This is a genomic window from Rudaea sp. (assembly GCF_057139185.1).
This window is the reverse complement of record NZ_DBNHDN010000003.1, coordinates 27,390-44,162: the sequence shown is the minus strand read 5'-3', so window position 1 is coordinate 44,162 and position 16,773 is coordinate 27,390. Positions and strand designations below refer to the sequence as shown.

Sequence of the window (16,773 nt, the reverse complement as noted above, 5' to 3'; positions counted from 1 at the left end):
TCAGTGGGTCTCGTGTTGCGCGCGCTCGAAAGCCGCGAGTTGTTCGACGGTTGCCGGTTTCTGGTGCCTGGCCTTCCATTGCTCGAACGGCTCGCCGTAGATGTGCTCGCGCGCGGCGTCTTTGCTGATTTCCATGCCTCGCGCCGCTGCAGCCTCGCGGTACCAATCGGCCAGGCAGTTGCGGCAGAATCCGGCAAGCGTCATCAGTTCGATGTTCTGCACGTCAGCGCGGCGCCCGTTGAGGTGCTGGAGCAGGCGACGGAACGCCGCGGCCTCGAGTTCGATTTGTTTGGCTGGCATGAGGTTGCTTCCGGACGACGGCGGAATAGTAGCGCGATTGAGCCGCGCTCGGACAAACTGGGATAATGCCTGTCTTTGAGGAGCCCGCAGACAGCCCATGAGCGCGAAGATACTTGACGGCAAACGCATCGCCGACCGGCTGCTCGATGACCTGCGCGCCGAGGTCGAGCAGCGCCGTGCGCAGGGTCTGGGTGTACCGGGCATCGCGGTCGTCCTCGTCGGCGACGATGCGGCATCGAGCGTTTACGTGCGCAACAAACGCCGCGCCTGCAAGCATGCGGGCTTCCATTCGCGCGACTTCGACCTGCCGCCGACGACCACGCAGGCCGAACTCGTCGCGCTGATCGACGCTTTGAACGCCGATCCGCAGGTGCACGGCATCCTCGTGCAACTGCCGCTGCCGGCACAGATCGACGCAAACGCCATCGTCAACCGCATCGACCCGCGCAAGGACGTCGACGGCTTCCATCCGGAAAACATCGGCCGGCTCGCGCTGCGCCAGCGCGGCCTGCGCCCGTGCACGTCGAAGGGTGTGATGACCCTGCTGGCGAACACCGACCGGCCGGTGCGCGGCCGGGACGCGGTCGTCGTCGGCGTGTCGAACCATGTCGGTCGTCCGCTTGCGCTGGAGCTGCTGCTGGCCGGCTGCACGACAACGACCTGCCACAAGTTCACGCGCGACCTGCCGGCGGTGATCGCCGCTGCCGACATCGTCGCCGTCGCGGTCGGCCGGCCAGGGCTTGTCAAGGGAGAGTGGATCAAGCCGGGCGCGATCGTGATCGATGTCGGCATCAACCGCCTTGAGGACGGCCGCCTCGTCGGCGATGTCGAATTCACGGCTGCCGCCAAGCGTGCGTCCTGGATCACCCCGGTGCCTGGCGGGGTCGGGCCGATGACCGTCGCGACGCTGATGCAGAACACGCTCGAGGCCGCGCGCGCGGCCGATGCGGGCAACTGAATCGCGCCTGACGCGGGCGGGCTCGCCCGCGTCTTCAGCCGGCGACTGCGTTAAAATTCCTGCAATCCTTTCTTTTCGCGAAACATGCGCAATTCGCTCCCACGCCTTCGTTTCGTGTTGCTCCTGTGCGCCTGCCTGGCTGCGGCCTGTGGCAGCGTGGTGCAGAAGGCGACAAGGGAATTCGGCGACTCGCTGACCATGGCGGTACTCGATCAGGACGATCCCGGGATCGTGCGCGACGGCCTGCCGTCGTACCTGCTGCTGATCGACAGCCGCATCGAGGCCAATCCCGCCGATGTCGACTCGCTGCTGGCCGGCGCGAAGCTATACGGTGCCTATGCCGGCGCGTTCGTCGACGACAACGAACGCGCCCGGCGCCTGGCGAGTCGCGCCTACGGCTACGCGCGGCGCGCGCTGTGCCTGCGCGAAAAGCCGTTATGCGACGCGCTGGACGCGCCTTACGACCTGTTCGCGACGGCGCTCGGGCAAGCCGACGCCAACGACATCGTGACACTGTACGGTTTCGCAGCGGCCTGGGCCGGGCGCACCGAGGTCAATGCCGGCGACTGGAACGCGATTGCCGACCTGCCGAAGCTGCAGGCGATGTTGTTGCGCTGTGACGAAATCGATCCGCACCATGACGATGGCGGCGCGGCGCTTTATCTCGGCGTGGTCAATTCGATCCGGCCCGCCTCGCTCGGCGGCAAGCCCGACGAAGGCAGGAAGTGGTTCGACAAGGCGCTGGAACTGTCGGGCGGGAAAAACCAGATGGTGCGCGTGCTCTACGCGCAATTCTATGCGCGCCTCGTGTTCGATCAGGCGCTGCACGACAAGCTGCTCAACGAGGTGCTTGCAGCCGACCCGGTGGCGCCGCGCCTGACCTTGATCAACACGCTGGCGAAGAAGAAGGCGAAGGCGTTGCTTGCATCGGGCAAGGACTTCTTTTGATGGATTTCGAAGAGCGACTTCGCCGCGGATCGCGCGGATATCACGGATCAAGACACAAAAAAAACCGCTCCGTCCATATTCAGCCGCGCAATCCGTGGCAACAGGCTTTTCATGCAGGAGGTGAAAAAATGAAAAAGTATATTTATGGGTTGGCGCTCGCACTGGCCGCGCTCGGCGCCCATGCCGCCCCGATCAAGATCGCCACGATCGCTCCCGACGGCACGGCGTGGATGAAGGAAATGCGCGCCGCGGCCGAGGCGGTGAAAACGAAGACCGCCGACCGTGTCGAGATCAAGTTCTACCCGGGCGGGGTGATGGGCGACAACGCGACCGTGCTGCGCAAGATCAAGATCGGCCAACTGCAGGGCGCGGCGTTCACCGGCGGCGAAGCCGCATCGATCACGCCGGACGCGAACGCCTACAGCCAGCCGTTCCAGTTCCGCAGCGAGGACGAAGTGGACAAGGTGCGCGCCAAGGTCGACCCGCTGCTCAAGTCAAGCTTCGAGAAGGCCGGCTTCGTCGTTCCCGGCATCGCCGGCGGTGGTTTCGCCTACCTGTTCAGCGTCAACGACATCCACGACAAGGAGACGCTCAAGGCGGCGAAGGTGTGGGTGCCGCAGGGCGACCACGTCGCCGAGATCGCGTTCAAGGCGGCCGGCGTCACACCGATCCCGTTGCCGATTGCCGACGTCTACACCAGCCTGCAGACCGGTCTGATCGACGCAGCCGCGAGCACGACCGCGGGCGCGATCGCTTTCCAGTGGCACACCAAGGTCAAGCACATGCTCGATCTGCCGCTGATGTACGTGATGGGTTACCTCGCGATCGACAAGAAAGCGTACGATGCGCTCGGCGCCGAGGACCGGAAGGTGCTCGACGACGAAATTGGTGCCGCATTCGCGCGCATCGAGAAGGGCGCACGTGCGGACAATGCGCAGGCGCGGACGGCATTGCAAGGGCATGGCGTGGCGATCACGCCGCAGAGTGCCGACGAACGCAAACAGTGGGACGCGATAGGCGTGGATGCGCGCAAGAATTTGACCGGTGCGGACGGCATTTCGCCGGAACTCGCCGCAGCCGTGAACAAGGCGCTCGACGAAGCGCGCAAATAGCGCATCGGCCCGCGAGCGCGCAGAGCGTGAGCGGAATGTCGATGCGCCCCCCCGGCATGGATCGCCGGGGTCCAGCCCGCATGGATGCCAGAGTATCGCCAACCTTGTCGTCCCTGAAGTCCGGGTGCCGGCAATCCCTGCCGGCACGACGAGCATGGAAGTGTCCACAGCAAAAAAAACCTTGACCTGGCTCCACCGTATCGAGAACGGCATCCTCACCGTCCTGGTACTCGTCCTCGTTGCCTTGGCCGGCACGCAGATCTTCATGCGCAACGCGTTTGGTGGCGGATTTCTCTGGGCCGACCCGTTCCTGCGCACTCTGGTTGTGTGGACAGCTATGCTTGGCGCGCTCGCCGCGGTGCGCGATGACAAACACATTGCAGTCGATGTGCTGCAACGATTCCTGCCGTCCGGCGCGCAACGTGCGGCACGCGCGCTGACGCTGCTGTTCGCGGCCGCGATCTGCGCGGCGCTGGCGTGGTATGGCTGGGGGCTGGTCAGCGTCGACCTCGACGGCGGCGCAAACTCGGATTTCGGCGTGCCGAACTGGATGCTGGAAAGCATCCTGCCGATCGGTTTCGGCTTGATGGCGTTGCGCTTCGTGCTGCGCGCGTTCGCGGCACCGGCGCACATCGCCGGATTGTCTGCACCGGAATCGCTGGGCGATACAGGACGCCGCAGCGCGAGTGACGAAGGACAGGCGCGATGATCTGGCTGATCGCCGGCCTGCTGGCCGTTCTTGCTGCGCTCGGCGCGCCCCTGTTCGTGCTGATCGCGGCCATCGCGTTGCTCGGTTTCGGCGCATCGGGGCAGCCGGGCACGACGGTCGCGATCGAGTTCTACCGCCTCGCCGACATGCCGGCATTGATCGCGATTCCGCTGTTTACGCTTGCCGGCTACCTGCTGGCGGAAAGCCAGGCGCCGCGCCGGCTCGTGCGTCTTTCCAATGCTCTCGTCGGCTGGTTGCCGGGCGGTCTCGCGATCGTGTCGATCTGCGCCTGCGCGTTCTTCACTGCATTTACCGGAGCCACCGGCGTCACCCTCGTCGCGCTCGGCGCCGTGCTCTATCCGGCGCTGCGCCAAGCGCAATACGGCGAGCGCTTTTCGCTCGGTTTGCTCACCGCATCGGGCAGCCTCGGCCTGTTGTTGGTGCCGTCGATGCCGTTGATCCTCTACGGTGTGGTCGCGCAACAATTCCACACCACGCCGCCGGTGGCAATCGATGCATTGTTCAAGGCCGGCCTGTTGCCGACCTTGCTGATGATCACGGTGCTGGCGTTGTACAGCGCCTGGCAGGCGCGCGGCTTGCCGCGCCCGCCAAAGTCGCCGCCTGGAGAGCTGTGGGCCGCAGTCAAGGACGCGGGCTGGGAACTGCCGCTGCCCGTGCTCGTGCTCGCTGGCGTGTTCTCGGGCAAGCTCGCGCCGTCCGAGGCCGCGGCGGCGACGGCTTTGTACGTGCTCATCGTCACCGTGCTGATCCGCCGCGAGATCAAGCTCGTCGCATTGCCGCGCGTGATCCGCGAAGCGATGCTGCTGGTCGGCGCGATCCTGATCGTGCTGGGCTTTTCGCTGGCATTGACCAACTGGCTGATCGACGCCGACGTGCCCGAGCAGCTGTTTTCCTGGTTGCAGGCCGGCATCACCAGCAAACTCGGATTCCTGCTCGTGCTCAACGCGTTCCTGCTCGTGTTCGGCATGCTGCTCGAAGGATTTCCGGCGATCATCATCCTCGTGCCGCTGGTGCTGCCGATCGCGATCCACTACGGTGTCGATCCGATACACCTCGGCATCATCTTCCTCGCCAACCTGCAGATCGGCATCTTTCTGCCGCCGGCCGGCATGAACATCTTCATAGCCGCCGCGAGATTCAACCGGCCCGCGCTGTCGATCATCCGTGCCTGCCTGCCGTTCTATGCGCTGCTGATATTGTGCGTGCTGGTCGTGACCTATTGGCCCGAGCTGTCGCTGGCGCTGGTACGGTGAGATCGAGACCTTTGCCACGGATTACGCGGATAAAAGCAAAGATCGCGGATAACACAGTTCAATATTTGTTCTATCCGCGATTGTCGGTTCTTGTCCACGTAATCCGTGGTAACGTTCTTTGGGGCTTCGCTACTTCGTCGATGACGAAGATTCGCGAGGCTTCGGCGCTCGCGCATTGATCATCAGGTCGAGAAAGTTTTCGTCCGCACTGCCGCGATCGATGCGGTCGAGCGCGATGCCGTCCATGATCTGCTTCCAGTTGTCCGGCTTCGGCCCGATCCAGTTCGACTGGTCGCCGGCGAGTACGAGGTCCGCCTGCTTGCCATCGAAGTAGATGTCGACCTGGTTGCGGCGGTCGCCGCGTGCGTGAGCGATGTACTGCGCAGGTTGCGGCGGCAAGCTCAGGAAAGTGCCCTGATCGGGCTCGCGGCAGGCGCGGCCGCCGAGCAACTCGGCGATCGACGGCGCGATGTCCGCCTGCTGGAACGTGCTCTCGACGGCGCCGCGTACCATCGGCAACTGCGTGGCGACCACGAATGGCGTGCGCGCGAGCGCGCTGTCGCCGAAACGCGCGAGTTCGGTTGCCGACAACGGCGTCATGCTGCGGTGATCGCCGGAAATCATCAGCACGCCGTCGCGGAAGAAATCGCGCTTGGTGAGTTCGTCGTAGAGCATGCCGATCTGCTTGTCGGCGTAACGGAACGCACCGGTTTCGTCGAGGCTCTCGTTTTCCGGATTGACGAACGGCGGGTGCGTCGACACAGTGAGCAGGACGGCCAGCCACGGCGTCGTGTCGTTCTTGCGCGCGTCGAGCCACTGCAGGAAGCGCTGATACAGCGCCTTGTCCTCGGCGGCGTTGAAATGACGGCGCTTCCAGCCATTGTAGAACGGCTGCTCGGCGCCCTCCCAGGAGTCGAAGCCGAGGCCCTTGAGCCATGCGGACTTGTCGAGAAAACCGAGATCGCCGGTGGTGAAAAAGTGGGCAGTGTAGCCGTGGGCATGCACGATCTCCGGCAGCGCGCCGTGCGGGCTCTCGAACCCGGCGAACGCCTCGGCGCTCTGGTAGCGGCCCAGGGTCGGGATCGGCGGTTTGCCGGTAATCATCGCGATGAGCCCGCCGTCGGTGGTGAAGCCGTTGGCGATGAAATCGGGAAAATACGCGTTGTCGCGAGCGATCGCGTCGAGACGAGGCGTGTCGTCGTTGCTGCCGCCGAACAGTTTGCTATGGTACATCGACAAGGATTCGACGGCGATGACGATGACGTTCGGGCGCAGGTCGCGGCCCGCTGCGCAGACTGGCGCGGGCGGCACGTATTCCTTGCGCAACGCGTCGGCGAAGGCTGGGCTATAGTGGCGATCGACGCTGTCGGCGAGGTTCGCCGCGATGAAATTCTGCAGCAGCGGATAGTTGATGTACTTCATCGTCATCGGACTCCACAGCCCGACAAGGAAGAACAGGGCGGCGGCGGCAAAGCAGGTGAGGGCGAGGCGCGGCCGTCGCGGCCGCGGCAGCAGGGCGAGCACGAGCACGGCAACGCCCGCGACCACGCCGACGAGCATGAGCTTGCCGGTATTCGATGCGAGCAGGATGGTGCCGAAGCGGCCGATCGCGTCAAGCTCCTTGCCGAACTTGACGATGTCGAGCCAGTACAGGTGCTGAACCAGTGTCTTGAGCAGGATCGCGTCGAACGCGTAGGCGAGCAGCAGCAAGCCGCTGAGCAGCAGCCAGGGCAATTGCAGCCAGTAGCGCGCGCTCAGCAGCGACAACCCGGTGAACGTGAGCAGCAGGGCGAGGATGCCCGCGTCCTGCTGGATCGCGGTTGCGCCCATGCACCACGGGCAGTCGGTCAGCCCGGTGGCGATACCGGCGAGGGCGAGGCCGCGCATGCCGGCGACGACCAGCATGAAAACCACGAGCAGAGCCGCGCCGATCAGGCCTTTGCGTCGCGACGCGGTGCTGGCGGTGGGGCGAATAATGGACATGCGAGGTCGCGGGTAAATCAGTATAATAACGGGTTTACCGGCTTGGGCTTCCCCCGTACCCATGCGCATCCTTACCGAAGCTTTGACCTTCGACGACGTCTCGCTCGTTCCCGCCTACTCGAACGTATTGCCGCGCGACGTTTCCCTGGCCACGCGCCTGACGAAAAACATCCAGCTCAACATCCCGATCCTCTCGGCCGCGATGGACACCGTGACCGAAGCGCGACTCGCGATCACGATGGCGCAATGCGGCGGCATCGGCATCATCCACAAGAACATGGCGATCGAACAGCAGGCCGCCGAAGTGCGCCTGGTGAAGAAGTTCGAGGCCGGTGTGATCCGCGATCCGATCACGGTGACGCCGACCACCTCGATCCGCGACGTGCTCAATCTGGTCCGCGCGAACAACATTTCCGGCGTGCCCGTGGTCGACGGCGGCAAGCTGGCCGGCATCGTCACCAGCCGCGACCTGCGCTTCGAGAAGGAACTCGACGACCCGGTCAGGAACATCATGACCAAGCAGGACAAGCTCGTCACCGTCAACGAAGGCGCGAGCGAGGACGAAGTGCTGCGCCTGCTGCACAGGCACCGCATCGAGAAGGTGCTCGTGGTCAACGGCGGCTTCGAGCTGCGCGGCCTGATCACGGTCAAGGACATCCAGAAGGCCCACGACAACCCGAACGCGGCCAAGGACCGGCACGAGCGCCTGCGCGTCGGCGCGGCGGTTGGTACCGGCGGCGACACCGAGGAGCGCGTCGGCGCACTCGTCGATGCGGGCGTCGACGTCATCATCGTCGACACCGCGCACGGCCATTCGCAGGGCGTGCTCGACCGCGTTCAGTGGGTCAAGAGGAATTTCCCGCAGATGCAGGTCATCGGCGGCAACATCGTCACCGGTGATGCGGCCAGGGCACTGGTCGATGCCGGCGCGGATGCGGTCAAGGTCGGCGTCGGTCCGGGCTCGATCTGCACGACGCGCGTCGTTGCCGGCGTCGGCGTGCCGCAGATCTCCGCAGTATCGATGGTCGCCGAAGCGATCAAGGACAGCGGCGCCTGCCTGATCGCCGACGGCGGTATCCGCTATTCGGGCGACATCGCCAAGGCGCTGACTGCGGGCGCGAATTGCGTGATGATCGGCGGCATGTTCGCGGGCACCGAGGAAGCGCCCGGAGAAGTCGAGCTTTATCAAGGGCGTAGCTACAAATCTTATCGTGGAATGGGATCTCTCGGCGCGATGCAGAAAGGCTCCAAGGACCGCTACTTCCAGGACGAGGCCGACCCGGACAAGCTCGTGCCCGAAGGCATCGAAGGCCGCGTGCCATACCGCGGCCCGCTGCGCTCGATCATCCACCAGTTGTCGGGCGGCCTGCGTTCGGCGATGGGCTATGTCGGCTGCGCCACCGTTGACGAGATGCGCGCCAAGCCGCAGTTCGTGCGCATCACCAGCGCGGGTGTGCGCGAGTCGCATGTGCACGACGTGGCGATCACCAAGGAAGCGCCGAATTACCGGATGGATTGATTTGCCCTTCTCCGTCGGGAGAAGGAATCTTCATCGTGAGAGGCTGTGTGAAACCCGGACCCTCACCCCCCGGCCCCTCTCCCGGCGGGCGAGGGGAGCGAAGCATGCAAAACATCCACACCGACAAAATCCTCATCCTCGATTTCGGCGCGCAATACACGCAGCTGATCGCGCGGCGCATCCGCGAGATCGGCGTCTACTGTGAGATCTGGGCCTGGGACCACGATCCGGCCGAGATCGCCGGGTTCGGTGCCAAGGGCATCATCCTTTCCGGCGGCCCCGAATCGACTACGCTCGAAGGCGCGCCGAAGGCGCCGCAGCAGGTGTTCGATGCGGGTCTCCCGATACTCGGCATCTGCTACGGCATGCAGACGCTCGCGGCGCAACTCGGTGGCATGACCGAGGCAGCCGATGCGCGCGAATTCGGTCATGCGCAGGTCGATGTAGTCGCGAAGGATGTGCTGCTCGACGGCCTGAGCGACCATGCCGGCGCGAAAAAACTCGATGTGTGGATGAGCCACGGCGACCATGTCGCCAAAGCGCCCCCCGGTTTCGCGGTCACGGCGGTCACCGATCGCATCCCGGTCGCGGCGATGGCGAACGAGGCCAGGCGCTGGTACGGCGTGCAGTTCCATCCCGAGGTCACTCACACCAAGCAGGGCATGGCGCTGCTGCGTCGCTTCGTCGTCGATATCTGCGGCTGCGCGGCGCTGTGGACCGCGGCGAACATCATCGAGGACCAGATCGCGCGCGTGCGCGCACAGGTCGGCAGCGACGAGGTGATCCTCGGCTTGTCGGGCGGCGTCGATTCGTCTGTCGTCGCCGCGCTGCTGCATCGCGCGATCGGCAAGCAGCTGACTTGCGTGTTCGTCGACACCGGTCTGCTGCGCTGGCAGGAAGGCGATCAGGTGATGGCGATGTTCGCCGAGCATATGGGCGTCAAGGTGATCCGCGTCAATGCGGCGGATCGCTATTTCAAGGCACTTGCGGACGTCGCCGACCCCGAGCAGAAGCGAAAGGTGATCGGTCGACTCTTCATCGAAATTTTCGATGAAGAGTCGAAGAAATTGACCAAGGCGCGTTGGCTGGCACAGGGCACGATCTATCCCGACGTGATCGAGTCGGCCGGCAGCAAGACCGGCAAGGCGCACGTCATCAAAAGCCACCACAACGTCGGTGGCCTGCCTGAGGACATGCAGCTTGGCCTGGTCGAGCCGCTACGCGAGCTATTCAAGGATGAAGTGCGTCGTCTCGGCGTCGAACTTGGTCTGCCGCGCGAGATGGTTTACCGGCATCCGTTCCCCGGTCCGGGTCTGGGCGTGCGTGTGCTCGGCGAAGTCAAAGCGGAATACGTCGAACTGCTGCAGCGCGCGGATGCGATCTTCATCGAGGAATTGCGCCGTGCCGATCTCTACGATCAGGTCAGCCAGGCCTTTGTGGTGTTCCTGCCGGTGAAATCCGTCGGCGTCGTTGGTGATGCACGTGCTTACGAGTGGGTGGTGTCCTTGCGAGCGGTCGAGACGATCGACTTCATGACTGCGCATTGGGCGCATCTGCCATACGACTTTCTTGGCAAGGTTTCCAACAGAATTATCAATGAATTACGCGGTATATCTCGCGTAGTTTATGATATCAGCGGCAAGCCACCCGCGACGATCGAGTGGGAGTGAACCACCGATGCGATCGCCACGGGCTAGACGATCAGGCGCGCGCCCACGGCCACGAGCGCGGTTCCGAGGATGGGCCGCAAGATGCGATCCGGCACATAGCCGGTCAGTTGGCTGCCGATGACGATGCCGGGCAGTGAGCCCAACAACAGAGACACGAGCAGCGTCCAGTCGACGCTGCCGAGATACCAGTGGCCGAGGCCCGCCACCAGCGTCAACGGTACCGCATGGGCAATATCCGTACCGACCAGGCGCGCGGACGACGCTTTCGGATAGAGCGACAGCAGCGCGACCATGCCGAGGGCGCCGGCACCCACCGAGGTGAGCGACACGAGCACGCCGAGCAGCAGGCCGAGCGCGATCGTGAGGTGGTGAACCTGCGTCGCGCTCAGGCGCTCGGCGGAGCGCGCGAACGCGTCGAGGATGCGGCCGCGGAAAAGCAGGCTGGTGGCGGTGGCGATGAGCGCCATGCCGAGCATGACCGCGATGAGGCGGCCGCTGCCGTGGCCACCGAGATCCAGATAGCGCAGCAGCAGGATCGTCGCGATAGTTGCCGGAATCGAACCGGTGGCCAGGCGCGCGACGATGCGCCAGTCGACCGTCGCGTTGCGGCCGTGGACGACGGTGCCGCAGGCCTTGCTGATCGCGGCGTGAAGCAGGTCCGTGCCCACCGCCGTGGCCGGGTTGAAACCGAAGGCAAGCACCAGCAGCGGTGTCATCAACGAGCCGCCGCCGACACCGGTGAAACCCACGAGCAGGCCGACGAGCAGGCCGCAGAGGGTGTACATGGCGCTGTGGGATTGCGGATCGAGCATCGTCAGGGCGTCGTGCTGAAAAATCGCTGATGCGATCGTCGTAGACTAAGCTTGCGGTATCCAACAATCCACGGGAATTTGCATATGCCGTCGCGTACGCTTTTGATTGGCGATTGAATGAGGAATACTTGGTAACAAAATGAAAATTATAGGTTATTTCCAGTCACTTCCGGTCGATCATGCCGATTCGCTGCTCGATCTGGACATGGTCGAGCCGGTGCCCGGCGACTTCGACCTGCTGATCGAGGTCAAGGCCGTCTCGGTCAATCCGGTCGACACCAAGGTGCGCATGCGCGCGTCCTCGACCGACGGTCAGCCACGCGTCCTCGGCTGGGATGCGGCTGGCATCGTACGCGCAGCCGGCGCGAAGACGAGCAAGTTCAAGCCGGGTGACAAGGTCTGGTACGCGGGCGACGTGACCCGCGCCGGCAGCAACAGCGAATTGCAGCTCGTCGACGAACGCATCGTCGGGCCGATGCCTGCCAGCCTCGACTATGCCGCAGCCGCCGCGCTGCCACTGACATCGGTCACCGCCTGGGAACTGCTGTTCGACCGGCTCAAGGTGCAGAGCGCCGATCCGATGCGCGACAACATGTTGCTCGTGATCGGCGCGGGCGGCGGTGTCGGCTCGATTCTCGTGCAGTTCGCAAGCAAGCTGACCGGCTGGACCATTATCGGCACGGCCTCGCGCGAAGCGACGCGCGACTGGGTACGCGAGCTCGGCGCGCATTACGTGATCGATCACGCCAAGCCGCTGGCGGAGGGATTGAAGGCGATCGGCATAGCGCAGATCAGTGCGGCGATCGGCATCACCCACACCGACGACTATCTGGCGCAGATGCCCGACCTGCTCGAAGCCGAAGGCCAGTTCGCGCTGATCGACGACCCGAAGTCGCTCGACGTGCTCGCGTTCAAGCGCAAGTCACTGTCGCTGCACTGGGAGTCGATGTTCACGCGCTCGACTTTCCGCACGCCGCAGCTTGCGCGGCAGGGCGAGATCCTGCATCGCGTCGCCCAACTCGTCGATCGCGGCGTGATCCGCTCCACCGTTGCCGAGCACTTCGGCACGATCAACGCGGCCAACCTCAGGCGCGCGCACGCGTTGCTCGAAAGTGGCGCCGCGCGCGGCAAGATCGTGCTCGAAGGGTTTTGATCTTCCCCCCCCGACGGGAGAAGGCACGCTTCAACTCGAACCGAGGCGCTGCGCGGCAGCGATGAGCGCATCTACATCGGCCGCTTGCGTCGCGAACGAGGTCACGAGGCGGACCACGCCCGGGCCCCAGCGATCGCCGTAGAAATGGAATCCTTGCGCGTGCAATCCATCGCTGATCCGCTGCGGCAGGGTGCAGAACAGGATGTTGGCGTCGCCGCCCTCGTGGACGCTGACTCCCGTCACGCCGCGTAGGCCCCCGGCAAGGCGCTGGGCCATCGCATTGGCGTGCCGTGCGTTGCGCAGCCACAGATCCTCGGCGAGATAGGCGTCCATTTGCGCCGCCACCAGGCGCATCTTCGACAGCAGATGGCCGCCGCGCTTGCGGCGATAGGCCAGCTCTTGGGTGAGGCTGCGGTCGAAGACGACGATCGCCTCGGCGGCCAGCGCGCCGTTCTTCGTCGCACCGAAGGAAAGCACGTCGACGCCGGCTTTCCAGGTCATCTCCGCCGGCGTGCAGCCGAGCGCGGCGAGCGCGTTGGCGAAGCGCGCGCCGTCCATGTGCAGGCGGAACTTGCGCTCGCGGCACACAGCGCCGATGGTGCGCAGTTCGTCCAGAGAATAGACGCTGCCGAGCTCGGTCACCTGCGAGAGGCTGACGCAGGTCGGCTGGGTGCAATGCACGTCGCCGATCTTGGCGAGCGAGTGCGTGCGCAGTTGGGTCGGATCGAGTTTCGCCCCCGCCCCGGCGAGGGTGAGCAGCCTGCCGCCGCTGTAGAACTCCGGGGCGCCGCATTCGTCGTTGTTGATGTGGCTTTCCTCATGGCAGAGCACGCCACCCCAGGGGGGCGCAAGCGCCGCAAGCGACAGCGCGTTTGCAGCCGAACCTGTCGCGACGAGAAGCACATCGAGATCCGTCTCGAAGACCTCGCGCAGCCTGCGCTCGACGCGTTGCGACCAGTCGTCCGCTCCGTAGGAAGGCTGCGCGCCGCCATTGGCCGCGGCGATGGCCGTGAGGATTCCGATTGATGCGCCGACGACGTTGTCGCTGGCGAAGTTCTTGTTCGAAGCGGTCATGCAACCTCCGATATGCAATGGCGAAGTATCGCATCGCTACGGGCAAAGGCGATCAAACCGCACGCGGGCGACTGCTAGAATCGCGGCATGCCTTCCGATTCCCCGCCGCTGCCGCTCGCGCCATTCGATCCGGACGATGTCGCATTCATGCGCCGCGCGCTCGAGCTCGCCGCGCATGCGCGCGACGCGCACGCTGAGGTGCCTGTCGGTGCCGTGCTCGTGCGCAGCGGTGTCGTCATCGGCGAAGGCTGGAACCGCAGCATCAGCGGCAATGATGCGACTGCGCACGCGGAAATCGTCGCGCTGCGCGACGCGGGCGCGCGCGAGGGAAACTATCGCCTGCCGGGATCGACGCTGTACGTGACGCTTGAACCCTGCGTCATGTGCGCCGGCGCGATCGTGCATGCGCGCGTCGAACGGGTCGTCTATGCCGCGGCCGATCCGAAGACCGGTGCCGCCGGCAGCGTTTTCGATACGCTGGTTTCGTCGCTGCACAATCACCGCGTCGCCGTTTCCGCCGGCCTGCTCGGCGAGGAGGCGGGGACGATGCTGCGCGCGTTCTTCCGCGAACGCCGCGGTTGAGTCGCGACGCGCGATTGGGAAATTCCAACAAATTCTGCGCTAGGCTGCGATTTCCTACCGACACCGAGGAGTGGAGTCATGCACGGCACCAAACGGCATCCGGAATTCCACAAGGCGCTCGCACCCGACACGAAGAAGCAGCCCAAGTCGCATTGGCCGGAATGGGTGATCGGCAAGACGATGATGGATCAGGCGATGAAGTCCATCGTCGCGCGCGTGCATCTCGATCGCAGCTACGACATTCCCTACCTTGCCGGCTACAGCGTCGACGGACACACGATCTTCATCGACCGGCACATGCCGAAGAGTTTCGTCTACCGCGGCCGGCGCGTGTACACCGACCGCTTCCTGATCGTGCACGAGGCGGTCGAGAAGTCCTTGATCCAGCTGCTCGGCATGCACTACCTGACCTCGCACCAGATCGCGCTGCATGCCGAACAGGCGGCGGTGCGCGCCGAGGGCATCAAGTGGGACGCCTACAACGAATTCATGGAGGAGTACATCAAGGTGATCGGCGACGAGAAGCTCGACAGGGTGCCCGACAATCTCGACCTGACGCCCTACGTCGATTTCCACGACAGCGCCGAACTGCGGCAGATGCGCGCCAACACCGTGCCCGGCCCGGTCAACAAGCCGAGGCATGCGGTGCATATTGCCGGACTGTAGGTCCGGTTCCTGGATCGCGGACCGGGTGCGCTGGCCTCAGATGCGGTTGTGCTCCAGCGGGCGCTGACGCTGCATCGATACCCACTCGACTTGTTCGGCGAGGGCCGCCTCTCCGAGCAGACGCAGGACTTCGCGTTTCTCATCGATGCTGCGGGCGAGCCTGATTGCTTTTTGCGCCTCGAGGAAATGTCGATGTATGGAACGGTATTGTTGAATCAGTTCCTTGTCTGCCTTCTTGTAGGCGTACGCGGAACGCACGCCTGCGACGACCGAGAATACCGCCATCAGGACGATGAGGTCGTTCTTCAGGTTGGCCGTCATTTGATGCGTGAATAGCGCCAGAACGATGCTGATGCCGATACCGATGACGAGACTCACGCTACCGATGCGTTCGGTCATCCGGTGGGTGCGTGCGCGTTGCGCGACTTTCCGTTCGTAGTAGTCGAGTTGACCCGGGTGCCTGGCATCACCAATCCACTGGCGAATGACATCGTCGATAGTGGCGATTGCGGCGGGACTGGCGCTTGCGTCGTCCTCCACGTCCGCACAGCGCATGACATCGCGTACCCAATCGAGTTCGGCGTCGGCTTTCTGCGGGAAGCTCCCGTGGGCGAAGCCGTCGTCGTCGATCAGGGAAAGGCCCGCACGACGCCAATGAAACTGGATACGCAGCCCCTCGGCCAGGGCACGATAGTCCAGATATTTGCGATGCCAGCCGCGTCGATTGGCGAGCAGGGCGATGAAGCCGCCAAGCGCGAACAAGAGCAGGAACACATAAATCATGTCGTCCTGCGCGGGCAGGTTGTCGTAGGCGGCGAATGCGATCGCCATCAATGCCGCGAGCGTGTAGAGAGCTCTCAGCGACGAAACGACACGTTGTTGAAAATGGATTGCGAGCCAGTCGGCGGACCGGAACAGGCGTTCGACTTGGCTTTCGCCGGCAGTCGACGCGGTTCCGTCGCGATTTTCCGACAATCCCGGATGGGTGGAATTGCGCGACATATACTTGTGCTGCTCTTGCGCAAACTCGCTTGCCAGATCAAGCCTCGCGCGAAACGTGGCTGGCATCGGTTCGTTGCCGGGCGTCGTGTGTTCGCCGATGCGCCAGCGGGCGTCGGGGGGGCGAGGCGCAGAGCCCGCCGCGCGAGCGGCTTGCGGCCGTTGGCGCGAGCAGGAAATGTGGTAGAGCATCTGGTGGTTCGGGTGGCCGAGTCTGCGCCGTGCGGGATGCATCGTCGCGACCTGTGCCGGTTTGATTCCGGTCAGATGGTAGTGCGCAATTTGCGCTGTACCGCCAAGATGGTCTGAATCCTGGCCGTCCCAGATGGCGATCAGGATATGGCAATGGTTGGAGACGTAGATGCCTGCCTGCGCATACAGAAGATCGCGATTCCCGCCGCGGGACGGCGGACCTGGCGAAACGAATCCCGGCAGGGCCGATACGTCGACGATCTGGGCCCGCGCGCAGAGTCTGGAAAATTCGCCCCGCGTGTCGACATCGTGAAAGTCGTGTGCATACTGCTCGCGCGGCATCGGCAGCGGTGCGACGAGGCGTGCGCCGAGCGCGAGCCCCTCGTCCGCCACCCATTGGTCGCCGCCTTCGGCCAATGGTGAAAGTATCAGCAGCGGGCGTTGCGGAAAGTCACGTTGGAGACCGCGCAGGAACTCGCGTACGCACCGGCGAATCGATTCGATTTCGTCGGGTGAGATGTGCCGATGACTCGTGACGCCGACCACCAAAGGCAGCGCCCCCACGGATTGCTCCGCTCCAGGCGCCGCCTCAACGGATCCATGTCGCCCACCCATTCGCATTTCCCGGCGGCGAACGCGGGCGTCGTCGGCAGCTGCGCTCAGTGATTCTTGATCGACGGATCGGTCTCGCCGAGCGGGCCTCCGCTTTCCTGATCCTTTTCCTCGTTCTGGTCGACTTCGTTGACGTCGTCCGCGTTCGGATCGCTCTGCAGTTCGTTCTTCTTCGGATCGTGCGACATGGGCTTCTCCTCGACAGTGCTA

At 64.4% G+C, this 16,773-nt stretch carries 16 protein-coding genes; 10 read left to right on the top strand and 6 right to left on the bottom strand.

Annotated features, from left to right (window positions below; translation table 11 throughout):
• Positions 1-300 carry a DUF1244 domain-containing protein gene (locus AC16HO_RS00325; protein ID WP_395643632.1) on the bottom strand — a complete coding sequence of 100 codons (300 nt, stop codon included), beginning with the start codon at positions 298-300 and terminating at the stop codon, positions 1-3.
• 97 nt (positions 301-397) lie between these two features.
• Between AC16HO_RS00325 and folD the strand changes: the two genes are divergently transcribed.
• The 5 genes from folD (at position 398) to AC16HO_RS00300 (ending at position 5,301) form a co-directional block, all read left to right on the top strand.
• Positions 398-1,258: a bifunctional methylenetetrahydrofolate dehydrogenase/methenyltetrahydrofolate cyclohydrolase FolD gene (gene folD / locus AC16HO_RS00320; protein WP_395643633.1), complete on the top strand. Its 861-nt coding sequence runs from the start codon at positions 398-400 to the stop codon at positions 1,256-1,258.
• Between the two features lie 84 nt (positions 1,259-1,342).
• Positions 1,343-2,206: a TRAP transporter TatT component family protein gene (locus AC16HO_RS00315; protein ID WP_395643634.1), complete on the top strand. Its 864-nt coding sequence runs from the start codon at positions 1,343-1,345 to the stop codon at positions 2,204-2,206.
• Between the two features lie 128 nt (positions 2,207-2,334).
• On the top strand, positions 2,335-3,318 hold the full coding sequence (gene dctP / locus AC16HO_RS00310) for a TRAP transporter substrate-binding protein DctP (protein WP_395643635.1): 984 nt from the start codon (positions 2,335-2,337) through the stop codon (positions 3,316-3,318).
• Between the two features lie 160 nt (positions 3,319-3,478).
• The gene (locus AC16HO_RS00305) at positions 3,479-4,027 is read left to right on the top strand and encodes a TRAP transporter small permease (protein ID WP_395643636.1); all 549 of its coding nucleotides are present in this window, start codon (positions 3,479-3,481) and stop codon (positions 4,025-4,027) included.
• Positions 4,024-5,301, top strand: a complete 1,278-nt coding sequence (locus tag AC16HO_RS00300; RefSeq protein WP_395643637.1) for a TRAP transporter large permease — start codon at positions 4,024-4,026, stop codon at positions 5,299-5,301. Before AC16HO_RS00305 ends, AC16HO_RS00300 begins: the two co-directional genes overlap by 4 nt.
• 129 nt (positions 5,302-5,430) lie before the next feature.
• Here the strand turns inward: AC16HO_RS00300 and AC16HO_RS00295 are convergent, their stop codons facing one another.
• Positions 5,431-7,284: an LTA synthase family protein gene (locus AC16HO_RS00295; protein ID WP_395643638.1), complete on the bottom strand. Its 1,854-nt coding sequence runs from the start codon at positions 7,282-7,284 to the stop codon at positions 5,431-5,433.
• Between the two features lie 61 nt (positions 7,285-7,345).
• Here AC16HO_RS00295 and guaB point away from each other — a divergent pair, with 61 nt between their 5' ends.
• Positions 7,346-8,803, top strand: coding sequence for an IMP dehydrogenase (gene guaB / locus AC16HO_RS00290; protein ID WP_395643639.1), 1,458 nt, complete (start codon positions 7,346-7,348; stop codon positions 8,801-8,803).
• A 104-nt stretch (positions 8,804-8,907) separates the two neighbouring features.
• On the top strand, positions 8,908-10,473 hold the full coding sequence (gene guaA, locus AC16HO_RS00285) for a glutamine-hydrolyzing GMP synthase (RefSeq protein WP_395643640.1): 1,566 nt from the start codon (positions 8,908-8,910) through the stop codon (positions 10,471-10,473).
• A gap of 23 nt (positions 10,474-10,496) precedes the next feature.
• Here guaA and AC16HO_RS00280 read toward each other — a convergent pair whose 3' ends face one another.
• Positions 10,497-11,258: a sulfite exporter TauE/SafE family protein gene (locus AC16HO_RS00280; protein WP_395643641.1), complete on the bottom strand. Its 762-nt coding sequence runs from the start codon at positions 11,256-11,258 to the stop codon at positions 10,497-10,499.
• 166 nt (positions 11,259-11,424) lie between these two features.
• On the opposite strand from AC16HO_RS00280, the gene AC16HO_RS00275 reads away from it, so the two are divergent.
• On the top strand, positions 11,425-12,438 hold the full coding sequence (locus AC16HO_RS00275; protein ID WP_395643642.1) for a zinc-binding alcohol dehydrogenase family protein: 1,014 nt from the start codon (positions 11,425-11,427) through the stop codon (positions 12,436-12,438).
• Positions 12,439-12,468: 30 nt separating this feature from the next.
• Here the strand turns inward: AC16HO_RS00275 and AC16HO_RS00270 are convergent, their stop codons facing one another.
• Complete coding sequence (locus AC16HO_RS00270; protein WP_395643643.1) at positions 12,469-13,512, bottom strand: threonine aldolase family protein; 1,044 nt, start codon at positions 13,510-13,512, stop codon at positions 12,469-12,471.
• An 87-nt stretch (positions 13,513-13,599) separates the two neighbouring features.
• On the opposite strand from AC16HO_RS00270, the gene tadA reads away from it, so the two are divergent.
• Together tadA and AC16HO_RS00260 are read left to right on the top strand one after the other, a co-directional pair.
• Positions 13,600-14,094 carry a tRNA adenosine(34) deaminase TadA gene (gene tadA, locus AC16HO_RS00265; RefSeq protein ID WP_395643644.1) on the top strand — a complete coding sequence of 165 codons (495 nt, stop codon included), beginning with the start codon at positions 13,600-13,602 and terminating at the stop codon, positions 14,092-14,094.
• Positions 14,095-14,172: 78 nt separating this feature from the next.
• A complete protein-coding gene (locus AC16HO_RS00260) occupies positions 14,173-14,760 on the top strand; it encodes a hypothetical protein (protein ID WP_395643645.1) in 588 nt (195 codons plus the stop codon).
• A 36-nt stretch (positions 14,761-14,796) separates the two neighbouring features.
• On the opposite strand, the gene AC16HO_RS00255 is transcribed toward AC16HO_RS00260, so the two are convergent.
• Both AC16HO_RS00255 and AC16HO_RS00250 read right to left on the bottom strand, forming a co-directional pair.
• Positions 14,797-16,566, bottom strand: coding sequence for a hypothetical protein (locus tag AC16HO_RS00255; RefSeq protein ID WP_395643646.1), 1,770 nt, complete (start codon positions 16,564-16,566; stop codon positions 14,797-14,799).
• Positions 16,567-16,610: 44 nt separating this feature from the next.
• Entirely contained in the window at positions 16,611-16,751 is a 141-nt protein-coding gene (locus AC16HO_RS00250; RefSeq protein WP_395643647.1) for a hypothetical protein, read from the bottom strand.
• Positions 16,752-16,773 lie beyond the last annotated feature (22 nt).

What these genes read in the sequence shown, in the direction of transcription:
- AC16HO_RS00325 (WP_395643632.1), bottom strand. Translation starts at nt 300, where the DNA reads ATGCCAGCCAAACAAATCGAACTCGAGGCCGCGGCGTTCCGTCGCCTG.
- AC16HO_RS00300 (WP_395643637.1), top strand. Translation starts at nt 4,024, where the DNA reads ATGATCTGGCTGATCGCCGGCCTGCTGGCCGTTCTTGCTGCGCTCGGC.
- AC16HO_RS00315 (WP_395643634.1), top strand. Translation starts at nt 1,343, where the DNA reads ATGCGCAATTCGCTCCCACGCCTTCGTTTCGTGTTGCTCCTGTGCGCC.
- guaB (WP_395643639.1), top strand. Translation starts at nt 7,346, where the DNA reads ATGCGCATCCTTACCGAAGCTTTGACCTTCGACGACGTCTCGCTCGTT.
- tadA (WP_395643644.1), top strand. Translation starts at nt 13,600, where the DNA reads ATGCCTTCCGATTCCCCGCCGCTGCCGCTCGCGCCATTCGATCCGGAC.
- guaA (WP_395643640.1), top strand. Translation starts at nt 8,908, where the DNA reads ATGCAAAACATCCACACCGACAAAATCCTCATCCTCGATTTCGGCGCG.
- folD (WP_395643633.1), top strand. Translation starts at nt 398, where the DNA reads ATGAGCGCGAAGATACTTGACGGCAAACGCATCGCCGACCGGCTGCTC.
- AC16HO_RS00275 (WP_395643642.1), top strand. Translation starts at nt 11,425, where the DNA reads ATGAAAATTATAGGTTATTTCCAGTCACTTCCGGTCGATCATGCCGAT.
- AC16HO_RS00280 (WP_395643641.1), bottom strand. Translation starts at nt 11,258, where the DNA reads ATGTACACCCTCTGCGGCCTGCTCGTCGGCCTGCTCGTGGGTTTCACC.
- AC16HO_RS00250 (WP_395643647.1), bottom strand. Translation starts at nt 16,751, where the DNA reads ATGTCGCACGATCCGAAGAAGAACGAACTGCAGAGCGATCCGAACGCG.
- AC16HO_RS00255 (WP_395643646.1), bottom strand. Translation starts at nt 16,566, where the DNA reads ATGGGTGGGCGACATGGATCCGTTGAGGCGGCGCCTGGAGCGGAGCAA.
- dctP (WP_395643635.1), top strand. Translation starts at nt 2,335, where the DNA reads ATGAAAAAGTATATTTATGGGTTGGCGCTCGCACTGGCCGCGCTCGGC.
- AC16HO_RS00270 (WP_395643643.1), bottom strand. Translation starts at nt 13,512, where the DNA reads ATGACCGCTTCGAACAAGAACTTCGCCAGCGACAACGTCGTCGGCGCA.
- AC16HO_RS00260 (WP_395643645.1), top strand. Translation starts at nt 14,173, where the DNA reads ATGCACGGCACCAAACGGCATCCGGAATTCCACAAGGCGCTCGCACCC.
- AC16HO_RS00295 (WP_395643638.1), bottom strand. Translation starts at nt 7,284, where the DNA reads ATGTCCATTATTCGCCCCACCGCCAGCACCGCGTCGCGACGCAAAGGC.